This is a genomic window from Stutzerimonas stutzeri (assembly GCF_013522825.1).
Lineage (GTDB): Bacteria > Pseudomonadota > Gammaproteobacteria > Pseudomonadales > Pseudomonadaceae > Stutzerimonas > Stutzerimonas stutzeri_AK.
The window spans coordinates 81,189-100,259 of sequence record NZ_JAAMQZ010000008.1; the positions used below are offsets into that span (position 1 = coordinate 81,189).

A 19,071-nucleotide genomic window follows, 5' to 3' on the forward strand; every position below is an offset into this window, starting at 1 on the left:
CCAGGCTCCGAATACTTATACGAAATTCCAGAGCAATTGATGATCGATTCCGTTCAAGCAACGCAATCGACGTCATTGGCCAGGGAGGACCGCACCGTTTTCAAGTTCACAGGCATTGCACAACAGGCTGCGCGGACGCGACTTCTCTATCAGGGCTCGCGGGTCTGGCTGGTGCTTATGGCGCTCGCCAGCCTGCTCTGCGCGGGGCTGCTGTGGGGCGAGGTGAGGGCGCTGGAGCTGGGGCTCTGGTCCGGTTGGACGCTGCTGCTGGCGAGCCTGCGACTGCAGCAGGCGAGTGCCTTTGCCCGCGCCGCCGCGAGCGATCAGCAGCGCCCCTGGTGGCGTCACGCCTTCGTGGTGAGCAATGTTGCGACGGGGCTGACGCTCAGCTATGCCTTCGTTGCGCTGATTCCCGGCGAGAGCTTCATCCGGCAAGCCTTGCTGTATGGCGCACTTGGCTCGGTGATCATCGTTGGCAGCATGGCCAGTGTCGTTTCCTGGCGGGCCTTCGTTGCGCTCGTCCTGCCGGGCCTGTTGCCGGCAGGCGCAGTGCTGCTGAGCGGCGATCAGCAGCAGCCGGGCTGGGGCGTGTTGTTACTGATCATCCTGCTGACGCTGTGCATGGTCGCCTGGCAGCTCAGCCGGCTGTTGATCGCGGACGGAAAATATCTGCTCGGTGAGGCGAATGAGCCGACGGTGGCCCGATCCATGCCGGATGCCGAAGTGTGTCTGGTCGAGCCTTGCGACGGGCTGCAGCAGCGGGTGGCGACGACCCTGTTCGACGCGGCGGGCGAAGGCATGGTCATCATGGATGCCGAATTCCGCCTGCTGGCCGTCAACGATGCCTGTTGTGCCCTGTCCGGCTACAGCCGCGAGGAACTGGTCGGTTACCGTCTGGCGCAACTGGCCAGCAGCGAAAGCAGCCGTCAGCAATACGAAACGATGCGTACTGCGCTGCTGCGCGAGGGCTGCTGGCAGGGCGAGCTGCTCAAGACCCGCAAGAGCGGCGAGGTCTATCCACAGTGGGTGCAACTGCAGGTGGTTCGCGATGCCGATGGCGGTATTGCCAATGTGGTGGCCTTCCTCTCCGATCTCAGTGCCCGGCGCCAGGTGGAGGAGCGTTTGCGCTACCTCTCGCACTTCGACGAGCTCACCGGCCTGGGCAATCGCACCCTGCTCAAGGAGCGCCTGCAAAGCGCCTGCGAGCGTGGACGTCACAGCAGTCATGGCCTGGCGGTCCTTTATATCGACCTCGACCGTTTCAAGATCCTCAACGAGAGTCTGGGCCATGAAGTGGCCGACCGCCTGTTGTGTGAGGTCTCCCGGCGTCTGTCGCATACCTTTTCCAGCGCCAACACCATTGCACGGCTGTCGGGCGATGAGTTCGTGGTGGTGCTCGAAGCCTATGGCAGCCTCTCCAACCTGGCGCACAGCGGCAGTCGCCTGCTGTCGCGTATCGGCAAGCCGATCGTCGTAGATGGCCAGGAACTGGTGCTTGGCGCCTCCATCGGGGTCAGCCTGATGCCCGACAATGCGCGTGACGCCACCACGCTGCTGCTGCAGGCGAACATGGCCATGCGGCACGCCAAGCATCTGGGCGGCAATACCCTGCAGTTCTTCACCGAGCGCCTGCGGGTTCCCAGCCTGGAAAATCTAAAGCTGGAAAACCAGCTACGCCGGGCCATCGACGAGGGACAGCTGGAGGTGTTCTATCAACCACGGCTGAACCTGGTAGAAGATCGTCTCGATGCCGCCGAGGCGCTGGTGCGCTGGCATCACCCGCAGCAGGGCCTGCTGGCGCCGGGTTACTTCATTGCGCTGGCCGAGGAGACCGGGCTGATCATTCCGTTGGGCGAGTTCGTCCTGCGCCAGGCCTGCCGTCAGGCGCGCCAGTGGCAACAGGACGGGCTGGCGGAGATCCGCGTGTCTGTGAATCTGTCAGTCAAGCAGTTGCGCCAGGGCAATTTCGTCAGTCTGGTGCGCCAGGTGCTGGAGGACACCGGGCTGCCGGCGCAGATGCTTGAGCTCGAACTGACCGAAAGCCAGTTGCTCGACGATATCGACAATGCCATCAATATCAGCCGTCAGCTGCGTGCGCTGGGGGTCAAGCTGGCCATCGATGATTTCGGCACCGGCTATTCGTCACTCAGCTACCTCAAGCGCTTCCCGGTGGATTTCGTCAAGATCGACCGCTCCTTCATCTCCGAACTGGAGCAGTTCGGCGAAGATGCCGCCATCGTCCGCGCCATCATCGCCATGGTCCACAGCCTGGAGCTGAAAGTGGTAGCCGAGGGCGTCGAGACCCAGGCGCAGATGGATTTCCTCAAGGAACAGCGCTGCGACGAGATCCAGGGCTACCTGATCAGCCGCCCGGTACCCGCCGGGCAGCTCGCCGAGTTGCTGCGGTAGGTCGGATTAGCCGAAGGCGTAATCCGACAACCCGCTCTACATCCAGGCAACGCCATAAACCGTAGGGTCGAAGCCACCGCCAAAGCTCGCGGGCAAGTCCGCCCTACAGGCTACGTTTTCAGCTGCGTGTCGTGCCGCTTTCCAGCTCACGCATCAGCAGGGCGTATTGCAGATCCACGTCTTCCGGCACGGACAGGTAAACGGTGTGGCCGTCGCCCGGCGCGACGTCGATTGACTCGCCGCGCTTGTTTTCCAGCCGCTCCAGGCGCAGGTTGAGATTGCCTTGCGGCGTCATCAGCTCCAGCTTGTCGCCGACGGCGAAGCGGTTCTTCACCTTCACTTCGGCCAGGCCATTGCGGCGTTCGCCGGTCAGTTCGCCGACGAACTGCTGGCGCTCGGACAGCGAGAAGCCGCGTTCGTAGTTCTGATATTCGTCATGCACGTGACGGCGCAGGAAGCCTTCGGTGTAGCCGCGGTGGGCCAGTGATTCGAGGGTGTCCATCAATGACTTGTCGAACGGCTTGCCGGCTACGGCATCGTCGATGGCCTTGCGGTAGACCTGGGCGGTGCGCGAGACGTAGTAGTGGGACTTGGTGCGGCCTTCGATCTTCAGTGAATGCACGCCCATTTGCACCAGGCGCTCGACGTGTTGCACGGCGCGCAGGTCCTTGGAGTTCATGATGTAGGTGCCGTGCTCGTCCTCGCTGACTTCCATGAACTCGCCGGGGCGGCTGGAATCTTCCAGCAGGAACAGCTCATCGGTGGGCTTGCCCACGCCAAGGGTCGGCTCGGTGCGTTGCACGGCAATCGGCTCGTACTGGTGCACCACCTCGCCCAGCTCGTTTTCCTTGGCTTCGTGGGTCTTGTATTCCCAGCGGCAGGCGTTGGTACAGCTGCCCTGGTTAGGGTCGCGCTTGTTGATGTAGCCCGAGAGCAGGCAGCGACCGGAATAGGCCATGCACAGCGCGCCGTGGACGAACACCTCCAGCTCCATGCCCGGCACCTGCTCGCGGATCTCGCCGATCTCCTCCAGCGACAGCTCACGCGAGAGGATCACCCGGCTCACGCCCTGGGCGTGCCAGAACTTCACCGTGGCCCAGTTCACCGCGTTGGCCTGCACCGAGAGGTGGATGGTCATCTCGGGGAAATGCTGGCGCACCAGCATGATAAGACCGGGATCGGACATGATCAGCGCATCCGGCCCCATCGCCACCACTGGCGCCAGATCCTTGATGAAGGTCTTCAGCTTGGCGTTGTGCGGGGCGATGTTGACCACCACGTAGAACTGCTTGCCCAGCGCGTGCGCTTCGTCGATGCCGAGCTTGAGGTTGGCATGGCCGAACTCGTTGTTGCGCACCCGCAGGCTGTAGCGCGGCTGCCCGGCGTAGACCGCGTCGGCACCGTAGGCGAAGGCGTAGCGCATGGATTTGAGCGTGCCGGCAGGCGACAGCAGTTCGGGGCGGAAAGGGGTGCTCATGGCGCGGGAACTCGCAGGGCGTTGGAGAAACGCGGCATTTTACTGCGCCCGACCGAGGATTGCGCGACCGATGGACCGGCATCGGGGTTTCGCTTCATCGACCCGACGATGGGACAGGCCAGACATGGTGAGAGCCGGCGCTTTGCTCGTCGGATTACGCCTTCGGACTGTCGGATTACGCCTTCGGCTAATCCGACCTACAAGTGCCTGCGCCGGTGTGCACCGGCTTTGCGCGGAGCGGCTGCAGCCGCGAAGGGGTTGCGCCCCGGCAAGCGGGGCGCAGGGCTCAGGCGACGGTTGCGTCCTTGAGAACGTCGTACAGACGGTCCTTGATGAGCAGCTTTTCCTTCTTCAGGTTTTCGATCTCGGTATCGGTGCCGGGAATGATGCGCGCCTCCATGTTCTTGATGCGCTGGTCCAGTTCGTTGTGCTCGTCGAACAGGTTGTTGAAATGTGCGTCTTCGGATTTCAGACGGCTGATCAGTTCGCGGTATTCGGGAAACATGTGAGCTCCTGTGCATGGCTGGGACGGAGCGCTGGCAGGCGGTGCTGCCGATGGCGATGCGGGCCGCAACCTGCGTTCCGGTTTCATAGTGACCCTGCCTTGCATGAGCGATATTGACGGGCGTCATGCTGGCGATTTGGCGGCCCGTGGTCGAGTTTCGTTATTCGAAAGCAAACCGCCGGGCGTGACGGTGTCAGGCCCGGCGGCTCTTGAAGCCCGGCATGGCGTTACGCCGCAGCGATCACGTCGCCGTGGTTTTCCGGTTCGATCAGCGCGCGGTGCAGCGCGGCGATGGCGTTGTCGTAATCTTCCTCGTTGACCACGCACTGCATCTCCACCTGGCGAATCGACTGGTGGATCGCCTGGATGCTGATGCCGGCCTCGGCCAGCGCCGCGACGGTCTTGGCGAGGATGCCCTTGACCTTGAGGTCCGAGCCGATCGCCGAGACGATGGCGACGTTGTGCACCGTGACTTCAGCTGCCGGATAGGTCTCTTCAATCAGCCGCGCGGCGCGGTTGATCAGTTTGCGCGAACCCGAGGCGTAGTAGGTGATGCTGTTGGCGTCCGAGTCCTTGTTCACCACGTAGAGCTTGAGCTGCTTGAGCAGCTTGCTGATCTCGATGTCGTAGGCCACGTCGCCGAGCATGTCCTGGTCGAACACGCCGATACCGAAGACGTCCTTGCGGCCCGCGATGATTTCCACGCAGGGCTTCTCGCTCTTGTAGTCCTGGCTGATGAGGGTGCCGGCGTGCTCGGGCTCGAAGGCGTTCTTGATGCGCAGCTTGATACCGGCGCGGCGCAGGGTCTTGGCCGCGCGCGGATGGATCGCTTCCATGCCGAGGTTGGACAGCTGGTCGGCCACGTCATAGTTGGTGCGACCGATGGTCACCACCTTGTCGGCGCCGACCAGATTCGGGTCGGCGGAAGACAGATGGAATTCCTTGTGGATGATCGCCTCGCGTGCGCCGGTGGCGGCGGCGATCTGGGCGAAGGTGATCTCGCTGTAGCCACGGTCGAAGGTGTTCATCAGGCCTTCGCTGCAATGGGTGTAGCCGGTGGCGATCACCAGTTCGCGGCTCAGGTCGACGCCTTCGAAACTCTCGCGAACCATGTCCTCGAAGGGTAGCGGCGAATCGCAGTGCCAGCCGGTCAGGTCGACCATGCGCGCATTGATGCCGCGATGCTTGAGTGCCAGCACGGCGTTGAAGGCGCTGTGTGCCTCACCCAGCGAGGCGAGCATTTCGCGCACTTTCATCAGGTGTTCGCCGAGCTGGAAGTGGCCATAGGCGCACAGGCGCTGCAGGCTGCTCATGCATTCACGGGCATCGTCGATGCGGGCGTTGATGAACTGGTCGGCGGCATGGCGCTCGAAATCGCCGGGGAACAGTTCGGCGTTCTTCTCCAGCATGCGCTGGCGCACGGCCTGCAGGGTATCGAGCCAGGCGCCTTCGTTCTGGGCGTCGGCGAAACGCTGGTAGACGCCCGGCTCGCCGGTCTTCTTGTGTTCCAGCAGCAGGTTGGTCATGCCGCTGTAGGCCGAAACCACGAAGACCCGCTGATACAGCTGGGCGCCTTCGCGCTGGCCGATGAAGATGTTGTCGAGTAGCTCGTCGAAGCGGCTCATGGAGGTGCCGCCGATCTTTTCTACGGTATGCATCGATTCAACGTCCCGTCTTGGGGGTGAATTGTCATCCCTGGTCCGGCTTCGCAACCAGACGCAAAGCATTCCCGCGTTGCGAAAATGCTTTCATGAAGGTCAGAGATACTGTTGTGGCTGGATCTGCAGCGGAGTGAAATCCTCACGCTCGGCAACGAAGTCGGGGCGTGGTGCGAGCCCGCAGAACGGCGCCTGGGCAGCATTATCCACATGGTTGTAGACATAGAACAGATTGCTGCGCGCTTTGGGGGTGATGTTGCTGTTGGAGCCGTGCATGGTGTTGCAGTCGAAGAACAGCACGCTGCCCGCCGGCGCGGTGGCGGTGTCGATGCCGTAGCGCTCGGCCAGCCGGGTCAGGCTGTCGTGATCCGGTACGCCAAGCTCCTGCTTGCGCAGGGACTTTTCATAGTGGTTCTCGGGGGTCGCACCCACGCAGTGGATGTAGTGCCGGTGCGAGCCGGGAATCAGCATCAGCGGGCCGTTGTGCGGCTCGTTGTCGGTCAGCAGGATCGAGCAGCTGAGAGTGCGCATGCGCGGCAGGCCGTCCTCGACGTGCCAGGTTTCGAAATCCGAGTGCCAGTAGAACTCCTTGCCGGTGAAGCCCGGTTTGAAATTCATCCGCGACTGATGCACATAGATGTCGCCGCCGAGAATGAAGCGGGCGATGGCGGCGGTGCGCTCGTCGGTCGCGACGCGGGCGAACAGGGCATTGTCCCTGTGGATGGCGAACACCGAGCGGATCGCGCCGCTGCCGGGTTCGCGGATGGTCTTGCCGGATTCGGCGACAGCCTGGTCCTGGCGCATACGGTCGAGCTCGTCGCGGAATACGGCGACTTCCTCGGTGCTGAAGAGATTGGGGATGACCAGATAACCGTCACGCTCGAAGCGTTCGATCTGTTCTGCGGTGATGGGAGCGTTGGTCAGGTCGGTGCGATGGATAACCGGGTCCAGACGCTCCTGCCAGCGCGGTTCGTCATGCTGGCGTGAAGGGTAGTGGTCGGCTTGCACGGGGTTCACTTCGCATTCTCCTTTCGGTTGCTTGGCGAGCGGCGGGCGCGGCATTGCACCCGCCTGGCCTGTCAGGCGAGGGTTTCGGCCTCCAGCGGGTAGACACCGCTTTCGTCATGAACTTCCTTGCCGTTGAGCGGTGGGTTGAAGACGCAGGCCATCTTCATGTCCTCGCTGCCGCCGCGCAGCAGGTGCTCGTCGTGCTTGTCGAGGATGTACAGCGTGCCGGCTTCGATCTTGTAGATCTTGCCGTCGGCGATGGTCTCGATCTCGCCGTTGCCGCTGATGCAGTACACCGACTCCAGGTGGTTCTGGTAGTGGATGTGCGTCTCGGTGTTGGCGTAGATGGTGGTGATGTGGAAGGAGAAGCCCATGTTGTCGTCCTTGAGCAGCATGCGTGTGCTGTCCCAGGTTTCGGTGACGATCTTGCGGTTGGACTGCTCGCATTCGGCGAGGGTACGTACGATCATTTTTTCAATTCCTCGAAAATCAGGAGGCCTGGTGCGCGGCCTGATCGGCCATCACGGCGGCGAACGCCTTGTCCAGAATGCTCATGGCCTTGTCGATCTGCTCTTCGCTGATCACCAGCGGGCAGAGGCACTTGACCACTTCGCTGTGGGCGCCGCTGGTCTCGACCACCAGGCCGTTGTCGAAGGCATGGCGGCAGATGGCGGCGGCGGTGTCGCCATCCGGGCAACTGATGCCGATCATCATCCCGCGCCCCTTGACGAACAGGGAGTCCGGGCCATAGCGGCGGACGATCTTGTGCATGCCGTCGGCGATGCGCTTGCCCTTGGCGCGCACGCTCTGGGCGAATTCGTCGTCCTGCCAGAAATGCTCCAGCGCGGCGGTGGCGGTGACGAAGGCGTGGTTGTTGCCGCGGAAGGTGCCGTTGTGCTCGCCGGGGCTCCACTGGTCGAGCTCCTTGCGCAGCAGCACCATGGCGAACGGCAGGCCGAAGCCCGACAGCGACTTGGACAGGGTGATCATGTCCGGCTTGATGCCCATGTCCTCGAAGCTGAAGAAGCTGCCGGTACGGCCACAGCCGGCCTGGATGTCGTCGACGATCAGCAGCATGTCGTGCTTGCGGCAGAGTTTTTCCAGCTTGCGCACCCACTCGGCGGACGCGGCGTTCAGGCCGCCTTCACCCTGAACCACCTCGACGATCACCGCCGCCGGCTTGTCGATGCCGCTGGACGGGTCGGTCAGCAGCTTGTCCATCATGGCGATGGTGTTGACCTTGTCGCCGAAATAGTTGGCGTAGGGCATGCGGCTGACGTCGGTCAGCGGTACGCCGGCGGCGCCACGGTGATGCTGGTTGCCGGTCGCCGCCAGGGCGCCGATGCTGCAGCCGTGGAAGCCATTGGTGAAGCTGATGACATTGCTGCGCCCCGTCACCTTGCGCGCCAGCTTCAGCGCGGCTTCCACCGCGTTGGTGCCGGTGGGGCCGGTGAACTGCATGACGTAGTCCATGCCGCGCGGCTTGAGGATCAGCCGGGAGAAGGTTTCGAGGAAACGCTCCTTGGCGTCGGAATACATATCCAGGCCGTGGGTGATGCCATCGTCGCTGATGTAGTCGAGCAGCGCCTGCTTGAGCACCGGATGGTTGTGGCCGTAGTTGAGCGTGCCGGCGCCGGCGAGAAAATCGATGTAGGTCTTGCCGTCGCGGGTGACCAGCTCGGCGCCACGCGCCTGCTTGAAGATCACGGGAAAAGAGCGGCAGTAGCTGCGAACGCCGGATTCGTGCAGTTCGAAGGTTTTCATACTGTTTCCTCTGATTTTTCTTCTGGATTCGGAATGTCGAACGGGCCAGCCCGGTACAGCACTTCGTCTTCGTGCTGGCCGGCAAAATGCACGGCGCGGGAAAATAGGGTGCGGGTGTCGTAGTCGGCGCCCAGCTGTGCGAAGGCTTTCCTGAACAGGGCCTGGGAGGCGCCGTTATCGGGCGAGATGGTCGTTTCCATGAAACGGACGCCCTGAGTGGCGACCCGGTGAGTCAGGGCCATCAGCATGCGCAGAGCCAGACCCTGGCCGCGCATCGAGGCGTCTACCGCGACCTGCCAGACGAACAAGGTGTCCGGGCGGGAAGGCGGGCGGTAACCGGAAATGAAACCGACCAGCTGACCCTGTGCATCTTCGGCAGCCATGGCGGTATCGGCGAAATCGGAGCACTGCAGCAGGTTGCAGTAGACCGAGTTGGTATCCAGCGGCTGGCAACGTGCTACCAGTGCGTGGAGGGCAAAACCGTCGCCGTCGGTTGGGCGACGGAGCGTTACGGTAGGAACACTCAAAACAAGTCCTTTGGGGTTGCTGATTGAAATCCTTTACTAGGATAAACACAGGAAAAATCATTTCTCAACCCGAACTCCGCCATCAGTCCGCAGATAAGCATTGAATGCCGCGCATGTTGGCTGCATATCTGCTGGCTGAATCTTCAGGATATTCAGCCGAGAATGCCCTTGATATCCATCGATATATTCAGCGAAGTTGCAGCCTGTGAATAAGTGGGTTCCGGGGTGTTGCGGTGAGTGTCATTCAAGTGTTCGGCAACGCCCTGGGCGTAATTGCCGAAAGCCTTGAGCTGCGGGCGTTTCAGGCTTTCAGTAAAGATTTTCTGCGAGCCCCGGAAAGGCTTGCGATGGGTGAGCGATCAAGCCGGGACAAGGAGGCTGAAATACGGCGGGATCAGTCCCTGCGAATGGGCGCAGTGCGTCACCAATATTCAGTCATGATATCGCCGACATGGCGACACAGAATTATCCATCCTGAGTAAGAGGAAAAATAATCAGTGAAGAGTTGCTCGCCGCGGTATTCGGGAAGTTTCAGGTGAGTTGTCAGCTGATGTGTCGGATACTTTCCTGAATATGTACTGAGCCGCTCTGTTTCGCATTATCCGGGGGATTGGGGACGTTCCGCAGCCGCCCGTCAGCGCCGCCACTGGCTGCCCTGTCGCTCGATCAGCTGATGGGCCTGTTCGGGGCCATCGGTGCCGGCCGGGTAGGGGCGCGGTTTGCGATAGTGGCTGTGCCAGCCGCGCAGGATCGGATCGACCCAGCGCCAGGCGGCCTCCACTTCGTCGCGACGCATGAACAGCGTCGAGTCGCCCTCGATGACATCCAGCAACAAGCGCTCGTAGGCTTCCCAGCGGCGCGTGCTGCTGAAGGCGTGAACCAGATTCAGGTCCAGCTCCACCGGCTCCAGTTGCATGCCCTTGCCGGGCGCCTTGGCCATCAGTTGCAGGCTGATGCTTTCCTCGGGCTGCAGGCGGATTACCAGGCGGTTGGTCTCGCCCTTGCTGAACAGCATGTGCGGCACCGGCTTGAAGGTGATGATGATCTCCGAGCGCTTGCTGGCCATGCGCTTGCCGGTGCGCAGGTAGAAGGGCACACCGGCCCAGCGCCAGTTGTCGATTTCGGCTTTCACCGCGACGAAGGTTTCGGTATCGCTGTCGTTGTCGATGTTCTTCTCGAAGTAGTAGGCCGGCACGTCATGTCCGCCGATCCGCCCGGCGCCGTACTGGCCGCGTACGGTCTTGTCCTGCACGTCGCGTCCTTCGATGGGCTTGAGCGCTTCGAGCACCTTGACCTTCTCGTTGCGCACCGACTCGGCGTTGAAGCGCACCGGCGCTTCCATGGCCACCAGGCAGAGCAGTTGCAGCAGGTGATTCTGCAGCATGTCGCGCATGGCGCCGGCGTTGTCGTAGTAGCTGCCGCGATTTTCCACGCCGAGGGTTTCGGCCACGGTGATCTGCACGTTGTCGATATGCCCGGCGCGCCAGATCGGCTCGAACAGCGCATTGGCGAAACGCAGCGCCATGAGGTTCTGCACGGTTTCCTTGCCCAGGTAATGGTCGATCCGGTAGATCCGTGGCTCGGGGAACATCTGGCCGATGGCGGCATTGATCGACAGCGCCGAATCGAGTGAATGCCCGATGGGTTTTTCCAGCACGATGCGGGCGTTTTTTCCGGCCAGCCCGGCGCTTTCTAGATTCGAGGCAATCGGCTCGAACAGGTCGGGCGCGGTGGCCAGGTAATGCACGCGCACGCGGCCTTCGGTCTGCCCCAGGTAATGGGCCAGGCGGACGAATTCGCCGCGCAGGGAGGCGTCCATGGAGAAGTAGTCGAGGCGCTGGCTGAACGCCTGCCAGACGCCCGCTTCGAATTCTTCGCGCGCCACCTGTGCCCGGCAATGGCGCTCGGCCAGAGTCAGATAGGCGGTGCGATCCAGGCGCTTGCGGGCGATCGCGAGAATGCGCACGTCCTGGTGCATGCGCCCTTCGCGATGCAGGTGATAGAGCGCGGGGATGAGCTTGTGCAGCGCCAGGTCTCCGGTGCCGCCAAAGACCAGCATGTCGCAGGGGATGGACACGATATCACTCCTCTAGCAAGCCATTGAAAACTACCTGCGTTGGCAATACTTCGTTAAAAACGGACTCGAAATGCTCATTTAGAACACTAAACTCCGCTTCCTCGTCTGTTTTTGCCTCGTCTTGCCTGCCTCGCCAACGTTTTCAACGGCCTGCTGATCAAACAACCTGGATGGCAGATGGTTTTCGACAGTCCAAGGTGGGCGATGTTGCGGTTCTTGTAGTATAACTACAAGCCCACTACACAAAGTCTGACAGGCTAGGGCCATGCGCGGCGTTGCGCGTGTGCCGCCGTCAGGTGCCGAGCATAGCGAGCCTGCCCCGTGAACCTGCTGCAACATATTGCCCAATCGAGAAGCCTGCTGCGCAAGTCCGAATTGAAGGTGGCAGACCATGTACTGCTCGACCCGGCATCGGTGATGCACAGCTCCATGGCCGATCTGGCCCATGTGGTCGGCGTCAGCGAGCCGACCATCGTGCGCTTCTGCCGGGCCATTGGCTGCCTGGGCTTCCAGGATCTCAAGCTGAAACTGGCCCAGAGCCTGGCCGCCGGCGCCAGCTTCGGCCAGTTCGCCATCAGCGAGAACGATTCGACCAGCGACATCAGCCAGAAGATCTTCGACACCACGCTGCACACCCTGATGGAGGTGCGTGAGCATCTCGATCCCGCCGCGCTGGAGCAGGCCATCGCCGCCATGGCCAAGGCCGAGCGTGTGGAATTCTACGGCTTCGGCGCATCCGGCGCGGTGGCCACCGATGCCCAGCACAAGTTCTTCCGTCTGCTGCTCAGCGCCGCGGCCTATTCGGACCCGCACATGCAGGCGATGTCGGCAGTGACCCTCAAGCCCACCGACGTGGCGATCTGCATCTCGCAGTCGGGGCGCTCCAAGGACCTGCTGATCACCGCCAATGTAGTGCGCGAGTCCGGCGCGACACTGATCACCCTCTGCCCGAGCCAGACGCCGCTGGCGGAACTGGCGACCATCAATCTGGCCATCGACGTGCAGGAAGACACCGAGATCTACACGCCGCTGACCTCGCGTATCGCCCATCTGGTGGTGATCGACGTGCTGGCCATGGGCGTGGCCATGGCGCGCGGCCCGAACCTGGTCAACCACCTGAAAAGCGTCAAGCGCAGCCTGCGCAGCCTGAGGCTGTCGCCGAAGTCGGTGAAGCCGCAGGACGACTGACGGGCTGTCGTCATCCGGCTGTCATCGGACTGACTTCATGGCGTAACCCGCTGCTTCGATGCTGACCTCCCCTCAATCCTGTTTCGGGAGAACAGCACATGTCCCAGTACCGCGAAGCCTATGTCAATCTCGAAGCCCGCGCCCGTCGCAAGCAGCAGGACGAACGGCGCATGTATTTTCGCCGCGCGATCGAAAACCATGACGAACAGCGCCGGTTGCAGGCGCAGCTGATGGAGTTTCCCGAGCTGCTCAGTATCGATCGTGGTGCAGCGGCGTACCGGCAAAGCGCGTCGCCAGCGCGCTGATCTGGCTGCGTTCTTCACGGATGAAGGTAAAGAACGCCTGGGCCACCGGGCTCAGGCGTTTGCCGCGCGGATGCACCACGCACCAGCTGCGGTACAGCGGCAATTCCACCACCGGCAACTCGCGCAGCAGCCCGCTGGCCAGTTCCAGATGTACGGCGTGACGCGGCAGCAGCGCCACGCCCAGGCCGGCCACCACGCCTTCGCAGAGCGCGTCCAGCGAGGCCACCTGAATGGTCTGGGCGAAATGCGCACGCTTTTGCCGCAGATAGTCTTCGCTGGCCTTGCGCGTGCCGGAGCCGGGCTCGCGAACCAGCAGCGGGTAGGGTGTCAGGTCCTGCAGCGACAATTCGGCGGCATGGCTCAGCGGATGTCCGGGCGGCGCCACGGCGATGATCGGGTTGTCGAGAAAGGGCAGGAACTCCAGATCCATGTCGGTCGGCACCTGCGACATGATCAGCAGGTCGTCGCGGCTCACCGACAGGCGTTTGACCGCCTGGGCATGGTTGACCACCAGCAGCTGCAGGCTGACGTCCGGATGCTGGCGCTTGAAGGCTGCGAACAGGTGCGGGGTGATGTACTTGGCGCTCGATTCCACCGCCAGGTTCAACTGCCCCTGCAGCGAGCCGCGCAGGTCGGAAAGCTGCATGTCGAGGCTGTCCAGTCGACCGAAGATGTCGGTACTGGCGCGTTGCAGCGCTTCGGCGGCGTCGGTGAGGTAGAGCTTCTTGCCGAGGTATTCGAACAGCGGCTGGCCCACCAGCTCTTCCAGTTGACGGATCTGCAGACTCACCGCGGGCTGAGTCAGCGCCATTTCTTCCGCCGCACGACTATAGGAGCGGCTTTCGCAGACCGCGCGGAAAATCTGTAGTTGGCGCAGGGTTATGCGCATCAGCGATCTTCGCATCGTTTTCGCTGCCTTTTTCCGTTGTTTTTCCGCTGTATCGGTATGGACGAGTGTGCATTCTGGCACAGCTATAAGTTTTTACTTATCTCTAATCAAACAATTATTCATTTTCGGTAATCCCCTTTATGGGCGTAGGGTGAAAAACGCTCGCTTGCCAAGGCGAGCGGTCATCGGCCCGTCGCTCGGGTCGTTCGCTCATCGATCCGAGGGAAGACAGTGATCAAGAAGCTGCTGATCGCCAACCGCGGTGAAATCGCCGTTCGCATCGTGCGGGCCTGCGCCGAAATGGGCGTTCGTTCGGTGGCGGTATTCTCCGAGGCCGACCGTCATGCGCTGCACGTCAAGCGTGCCGACGAGGCCTATTTCATTGGTGAAGATCCGCTGGCCGGGTATCTGAACCCGCGCAAACTGGTCAACCTGGCGGTGGAAACCGGTTGCGATGCGCTGCATCCCGGCTACGGCTTTCTGTCCGAAAACCCTGAACTGGCGGAAATCTGCGCCGAGCGCGGTATCAGGTTCGTCGGCCCGAGTGCGGAAGTGATTCGCCGCATGGGCGACAAGACCGAGGCGCGGCGCAGCATGATCAAGGCCGGCGTGCCGGTCACGCCCGGTACCGAGGGCAATGTCGTCGACCTCGACGAAGCACTGCGCGAGGCCGGACGCCTGGGTTATCCGGTGATGCTCAAGGCCACTTCCGGCGGCGGCGGGCGCGGCATTCGCCGCTGCAATACTGCCGAGGAACTGCGGCATGCCTATCCACGGGTAATCTCCGAGGCGACCAAGGCCTTTGGTTCTGCGGATGTCTTCCTGGAAAAATGCATCGTCGAGCCCAGGCACATCGAGGCGCAGGTGCTGGCCGATTCCTTCGGCAATACCGTGCACCTGTTCGAGCGCGACTGTTCGATCCAGCGGCGCAACCAGAAGCTCATCGAGATCGCTCCCAGCCCGCAACTCACTCCCGAACAGCGCGCCTACATCGGCGATCTGGCGGTGCGCGCCGCCAAGGCCGTCGGCTACGAGAACGCCGGCACCGTGGAGTTCCTGCTCGCCGATGGCGAGGTGTACTTCATGGAGATGAACACCCGCGTGCAGGTGGAGCACACCATCACCGAGGAAATCACCGGCATCGACATCGTCCGCGAGCAGATCCGCATCGCCTCGGGCCTGCCGCTCTCGGTCAAGCAGGAAGACATCCAGTACCGCGGCTTCGCCATCCAGTTCCGCATCAATGCCGAGGAGCCGCGCAACAACTTTTTGCCCAACTTCGGCAAGATCACCCGCTACTACGCCCCCGGCGGCCCCGGTGTGCGTACCGATACCGCGATCTACACCGGCTACACCATCCCGCCGTTCTACGACTCCATGTGCCTGAAACTGATCGTCTGGGCGCTGACCTGGGAAGAAGCCATTGCCCGCGGTTCGCGTGCGCTGGACGACATGCGCGTGCAGGGCGTGAAGACCACGGCGACCTATTACCAGCAGATCCTCGCCAACCCGGAATTCCGCAGTGGCAACTTCAACACCAGCTTCGTGGACAACCACCCCGAACTGCTGAACTACTCGATCAAGCGCAAGCCGGGCGAGCTGGCCCTGGCCATCGCCGCCGCCATCGCCGCCCACGCCGGCCTGTAAAGAACAGCCGCGGGAGGCTGGAAAGCTAAAGGCTGAACGACAGCCTCGTGCCTCGTCCAGCCTTCAGCCTCTAGCCTCCAGCGAGGAGAAGAACATGAGCTACAAGAAGATCACCGTTACTGACACCATCCTGCGCGACGCCCACCAGTCCCTGCTGGCCACCCGCATGCGCACCGAAGACATGCTGCCGATCTGCGAAAAACTCGATCGCGTCGGCTACTGGTCGCTGGAAGTCTGGGGCGGCGCCACCTTCGACGCCTGCGTGCGCTTCCTCAAGGAAGACCCGTGGGAGCGTCTGCGCCAGCTGCGTGCCGCGCTGCCCAATACCCGCCTGCAGATGCTCCTGCGCGGGCAGAACCTGTTGGGCTACCGCCACTACAGCGACGACGTGGTGGAAGCCTTCGTTGCCAAGGCCGCCGAGAACGGCATCGACGTGTTCCGCATCTTCGACGCGATGAACGACGTGCGTAACCTGGAAACCGCCATCCGCGCCGTGAAGAAAAGCGGCAAGCATGCCCAGGGCACGATCTGCTACACCACCAGCCCGGTGCACACCACCGAGGCCTTCGTCGCCCAGGCCCAGGCCATGGCCGACATGGGTGTGGACTCCATCGCCATCAAGGACATGGCCGGCCTGCTCACGCCCTACGCCACCGGCGCGCTGGTCAAGGCGCTCAAGGATGCGTTGCCGCAACTGGACGTGGTGGTGCATTCCCACGACACCGCTGGCGTGGCCAGCATGTGTCAGCTCAAGGCCATCGAGAACGGCGCTGACCGCATCGACACCGCCATTTCCAGCATGGCCTGGGGCACCAGCCATCCGGGTACCGAGTCCATGGTCGCCGCGCTCAAGGGCAGCGAATACGACACCGGGCTGGACCTGAAACTGATCCAGGAAATCGGCCTGTACTTCTACGCTGTGCGCAAGAAGTACCACCAGTTCGAGAGCGAGTTCACCGGCGTGGATACCCGCGTGCAGGTCAACCAGGTGCCCGGCGGGATGATTTCCAACCTGGCCAACCAGCTCAAGGAGCAGGGCGCCCTGCACCGCATGGATGAAGTGCTGGCGGAAATCCCCAGGGTGCGCGAGGACCTCGGCTACCCGCCGCTGGTCACGCCCACTTCGCAGATCGTCGGCACCCAGGCGTTCTTCAACGTGCTGGCCGGCGAGCGCTACAAGACCATCACCAACGAGGTGAAGCTGTACCTGCAGGGCCGTTACGGCAAGGCTCCGGGCGACGTGTGCGAGCGGTTGCGCTTCCAGGCCATCGGCCATGAGGACGTCATCGTCTGCCGTCCGGCGGACCTGCTCAAACCGGAAATGGAGCGCCTGCGCGGTGAGGTCGGCCAACTGGCGCAGACCGAGGAAGATGTGCTGACCTACGCCATGTTCCCGGATATCGGACGCAAGTTCCTCGAAGAGCGCGCCGCCGGCACCCTGGCTCCGGAAGTGCTGCTGCCGATTCCCGATGGCAGTGGTGTGAGTTCTCCAGCAGACGAGGGTGTGCCGACCGAGTTCGTCATTGATGTGCACGGCGAGAGCTACCGCGTCGATATCACCGGTGTCGGCGTCAAGGGCGAGGGCAAGCGTCACTTCTTCCTTTCCATCGACGGCATGCCGGAAGAGGTGGTGTTCGAGCCGCTGAACAACTTCGTCGGCGAGGGCGGCGGCAAGCGCAAGCAGGCCAGCGCGCCGGGCGATGTCAGCACCAGCATGCCGGGCAATGTCGTCGATGTGCTGGTCAAGGAGGGTGATGTGGTCAAGGCAGGACAGCCGGTGCTGATCAGCGAGGCGATGAAAATGGAAACCGAGATCCAGGCACCCATTGCCGGCACGGTGAAGGCCGTTCACGTCGCCAAGGGCGACCGCGTAACGCCTGGCGACCTGCTGATCGAAATCGTCTGACATCCGGGTGTGTCGGCAGGGACGTGGCATCCCTTTGCCGCCTGTAGCAGCCGGATACAGACCCGGCGCCGACCGATGTGGAAAACGCTTTACTGCCTCGTGATCACGGATGATGCTAGAGCCCGCCCGGCAGGGGCTGGCATGGAGGAGATGAAACGATGAAAACGGTTGGCCAGGTCGTCAACGCAAAGTCGGACTCGAACGTACACACCATCGCAGCGACCGACAGCGTGCTCGATGCGCTGCAGATACTGGCGCAAAAGAACGTCGGCGCCCTGCCGGTAGTCGGCGACGATGGTCAGCTGGTGGGTATCGTCAGTGAGCGCGACTATGCGCGAAAGTGCGTGCTCAAAGGGCGTTCGTCGTTCGCCACGCCGGTGAGCGCCATCATGACGTCCAGCCTGGTGACTATCGAACCTCATCAGGGACTGGAGGAGTGCATGCAGCTGATGACCGATCGGCACCTGCGCCACCTGCCGGTACTGGATGCGGGCAAGCTGGTCGGCATGCTCTCCATCGGTGACGTGGTCAAGGAACTGGTCGCCGAGAAAGAAAGCCTGATCCAGCATCTCGAACAGTACATTCGCGGCGAATAACCACACCCGCACCCTGAGCGTTCAAGCGCCAGCCGGTAACCGCTCGCCTGCCGCGCCGGGGCGGGGCAACCCATCAGAAGAGATGTCGAACATGTGCCTCGAAGACACGCCTAATGAAACCGCGCAGGAAGCGCTCGACAACCTGGTCGCGGGCGTCATGCGCTTTCGCGAGGATGTCTATCCGCAGCAGCGCGAGCTGTTCGCCAAGCTGGCCAACGAACAGACGCCGCGGGCGATGTTCATCACCTGTGCGGATTCGCGAATCCTGCCGGAACTGATCACCCAGAGCTCGCCGGGCGACCTGTTCGTGACCCGCAACGTCGGCAATATCGTGCCGCCCTACGGCCAGATGAACGGGGGCGTCTCGACGGCCATCGAGTTCGCCGTGATGGCGCTGGGGGTCAAGCACATCATCGTCTGCGGGCATTCCGATTGCGGTGCGATGAAGGCGGTGCTCGACCCGTCCAGTCTGGAGCGCATGCCCACGGTCAGGAGCTGGCTGCGCCATGCCGAGGTGGCCCGTACCGTGGTGGAGGAAAACTGCGGTTGTGCCGATGAGAGCACCTTGCGCATTCTCACCGAGGAAAATGTGCTGGCGCAGCTCGAACACCTGCGTACCCACCCCTCGGTGGCGGCACGCCTGGCCAGTGGGCAGCTGTTCATTCACGGCTGGCTCTACAACATCGGCACCAGTGAAATTCGCGCCTACGATGCGGCGCGTGGCGAGTTCCGCCTGATCGGCGATGGCCCCTTGCCGATGGCCACGCCCAAGTCGCGCTACGTCTGAAGGGCACTGCGTTGCCATCGCCGTGGTTCCCTTCGCGGCCAAGGCCCCTCCCACGATGGCCGTGTGCATACCGGTCCTGTGGGAGCGAACTGGTCCGCGAGCTTTCGAGGCACACTGAGAATCTCGCGGGCAATCCCCGCGAAAATCATGTTCGCTGCGATTCCGTAGGGCCGAACTTGTTCGGCCTTTGGCGGCTCCGTTGACCGAATGAATGCGGCCCTGCGCACTGTGGGTGCGGGGCAATGGGAACTTGGGGAACTTGCAGGCCGCTGAAAAGCTCGCGGACCGGTTCGCACGGTCGTGGCGGAGTGAAGAGCGAGGCTTCGCT

General features: G+C 62.6%; 16 protein-coding genes. 7 read left to right on the plus strand and 9 right to left on the minus strand.

Annotated features, from left to right (window positions below; genetic code table 11):
* The first annotated feature begins 39 nt into the window (after positions 1-39).
* The gene (locus G7020_RS07365) at positions 40-2,409 is read left to right on the plus strand and encodes a putative bifunctional diguanylate cyclase/phosphodiesterase (RefSeq protein ID WP_181083259.1); all 2,370 of its coding nucleotides are present in this window, start codon (positions 40-42) and stop codon (positions 2,407-2,409) included.
* Between the two features lie 118 nt (positions 2,410-2,527).
* Here the strand turns inward: G7020_RS07365 and yegQ are convergent, their stop codons facing one another.
* The 8 genes from yegQ to zwf form a co-directional block, all read right to left on the minus strand.
* The gene (gene yegQ, locus G7020_RS07370; protein WP_181083261.1) at positions 2,528-3,886 is read right to left on the minus strand and encodes a tRNA 5-hydroxyuridine modification protein YegQ; all 1,359 of its coding nucleotides are present in this window, start codon (positions 3,884-3,886) and stop codon (positions 2,528-2,530) included.
* A 286-nt stretch (positions 3,887-4,172) separates the two neighbouring features.
* Entirely contained in the window at positions 4,173-4,391 is a 219-nt protein-coding gene (locus G7020_RS07375) for a YdcH family protein (protein ID WP_181083263.1), read from the minus strand.
* A 227-nt stretch (positions 4,392-4,618) separates the two neighbouring features.
* Positions 4,619-6,049: an aspartate kinase gene (locus tag G7020_RS07380; RefSeq protein WP_181083265.1), complete on the minus strand. Its 1,431-nt coding sequence runs from the start codon at positions 6,047-6,049 to the stop codon at positions 4,619-4,621.
* A gap of 99 nt (positions 6,050-6,148) precedes the next feature.
* Complete coding sequence (thpD, locus tag G7020_RS07385; RefSeq protein ID WP_181083354.1) at positions 6,149-7,057, minus strand: ectoine hydroxylase; 909 nt, start codon at positions 7,055-7,057, stop codon at positions 6,149-6,151.
* Between the two features lie 71 nt (positions 7,058-7,128).
* On the minus strand, positions 7,129-7,527 hold the full coding sequence (locus G7020_RS07390; protein ID WP_181083267.1) for an ectoine synthase: 399 nt from the start codon (positions 7,525-7,527) through the stop codon (positions 7,129-7,131).
* A 19-nt stretch (positions 7,528-7,546) separates the two neighbouring features.
* Positions 7,547-8,821 carry a diaminobutyrate--2-oxoglutarate transaminase gene (gene ectB / locus G7020_RS07395; RefSeq protein WP_181083269.1) on the minus strand — a complete coding sequence of 425 codons (1,275 nt, stop codon included), beginning with the start codon at positions 8,819-8,821 and terminating at the stop codon, positions 7,547-7,549.
* Positions 8,818-9,348, minus strand: coding sequence for a diaminobutyrate acetyltransferase (gene ectA, locus G7020_RS07400; RefSeq protein WP_181083271.1), 531 nt, complete (start codon positions 9,346-9,348; stop codon positions 8,818-8,820). The genes ectB and ectA overlap by 4 nt, the downstream gene beginning before the upstream one ends.
* Before the next feature lie 634 nt (positions 9,349-9,982).
* Positions 9,983-11,425: a glucose-6-phosphate dehydrogenase gene (gene zwf, locus G7020_RS07405; protein ID WP_181083272.1), complete on the minus strand. Its 1,443-nt coding sequence runs from the start codon at positions 11,423-11,425 to the stop codon at positions 9,983-9,985.
* A gap of 321 nt (positions 11,426-11,746) precedes the next feature.
* On the opposite strand from zwf, the gene hexR reads away from it, so the two are divergent.
* Both hexR and G7020_RS07415 read left to right on the plus strand, forming a co-directional pair.
* Positions 11,747-12,613 carry a transcriptional regulator HexR gene (gene hexR / locus G7020_RS07410; protein ID WP_181083273.1) on the plus strand — a complete coding sequence of 289 codons (867 nt, stop codon included), beginning with the start codon at positions 11,747-11,749 and terminating at the stop codon, positions 12,611-12,613.
* 98 nt (positions 12,614-12,711) lie between these two features.
* The gene (locus G7020_RS07415) at positions 12,712-12,918 is read left to right on the plus strand and encodes a PA3496 family putative envelope integrity protein (RefSeq protein ID WP_181083274.1); all 207 of its coding nucleotides are present in this window, start codon (positions 12,712-12,714) and stop codon (positions 12,916-12,918) included.
* Here G7020_RS07415 and G7020_RS07420 read toward each other — a convergent pair.
* Complete coding sequence (locus G7020_RS07420; protein WP_272872413.1) at positions 12,863-13,822, minus strand: LysR family transcriptional regulator; 960 nt, start codon at positions 13,820-13,822, stop codon at positions 12,863-12,865. The genes G7020_RS07415 and G7020_RS07420 overlap by 56 nt on opposite strands.
* A gap of 216 nt (positions 13,823-14,038) precedes the next feature.
* Between G7020_RS07420 and G7020_RS07425 the strand changes: the two genes are divergently transcribed.
* The 4 genes from G7020_RS07425 (at position 14,039) to G7020_RS07440 (ending at position 18,743) form a co-directional block, all read left to right on the plus strand.
* A complete protein-coding gene (locus G7020_RS07425) occupies positions 14,039-15,454 on the plus strand; it encodes an acetyl-CoA carboxylase biotin carboxylase subunit (protein ID WP_181083277.1) in 1,416 nt (471 codons plus the stop codon).
* Between the two features lie 94 nt (positions 15,455-15,548).
* Positions 15,549-17,360 (plus strand): sodium-extruding oxaloacetate decarboxylase subunit alpha, encoded by a 1,812-nt coding sequence (oadA, locus tag G7020_RS07430; RefSeq protein ID WP_181083279.1) that lies wholly within the window; start codon positions 15,549-15,551, stop codon positions 17,358-17,360.
* A gap of 158 nt (positions 17,361-17,518) precedes the next feature.
* Positions 17,519-17,956, plus strand: a complete 438-nt coding sequence (locus G7020_RS07435) for a CBS domain-containing protein (RefSeq protein WP_181083281.1) — start codon at positions 17,519-17,521, stop codon at positions 17,954-17,956.
* Between the two features lie 82 nt (positions 17,957-18,038).
* Complete coding sequence (locus tag G7020_RS07440; RefSeq protein ID WP_423835582.1) at positions 18,039-18,743, plus strand: carbonic anhydrase; 705 nt, start codon at positions 18,039-18,041, stop codon at positions 18,741-18,743.
* Positions 18,744-19,071 lie beyond the last annotated feature (328 nt).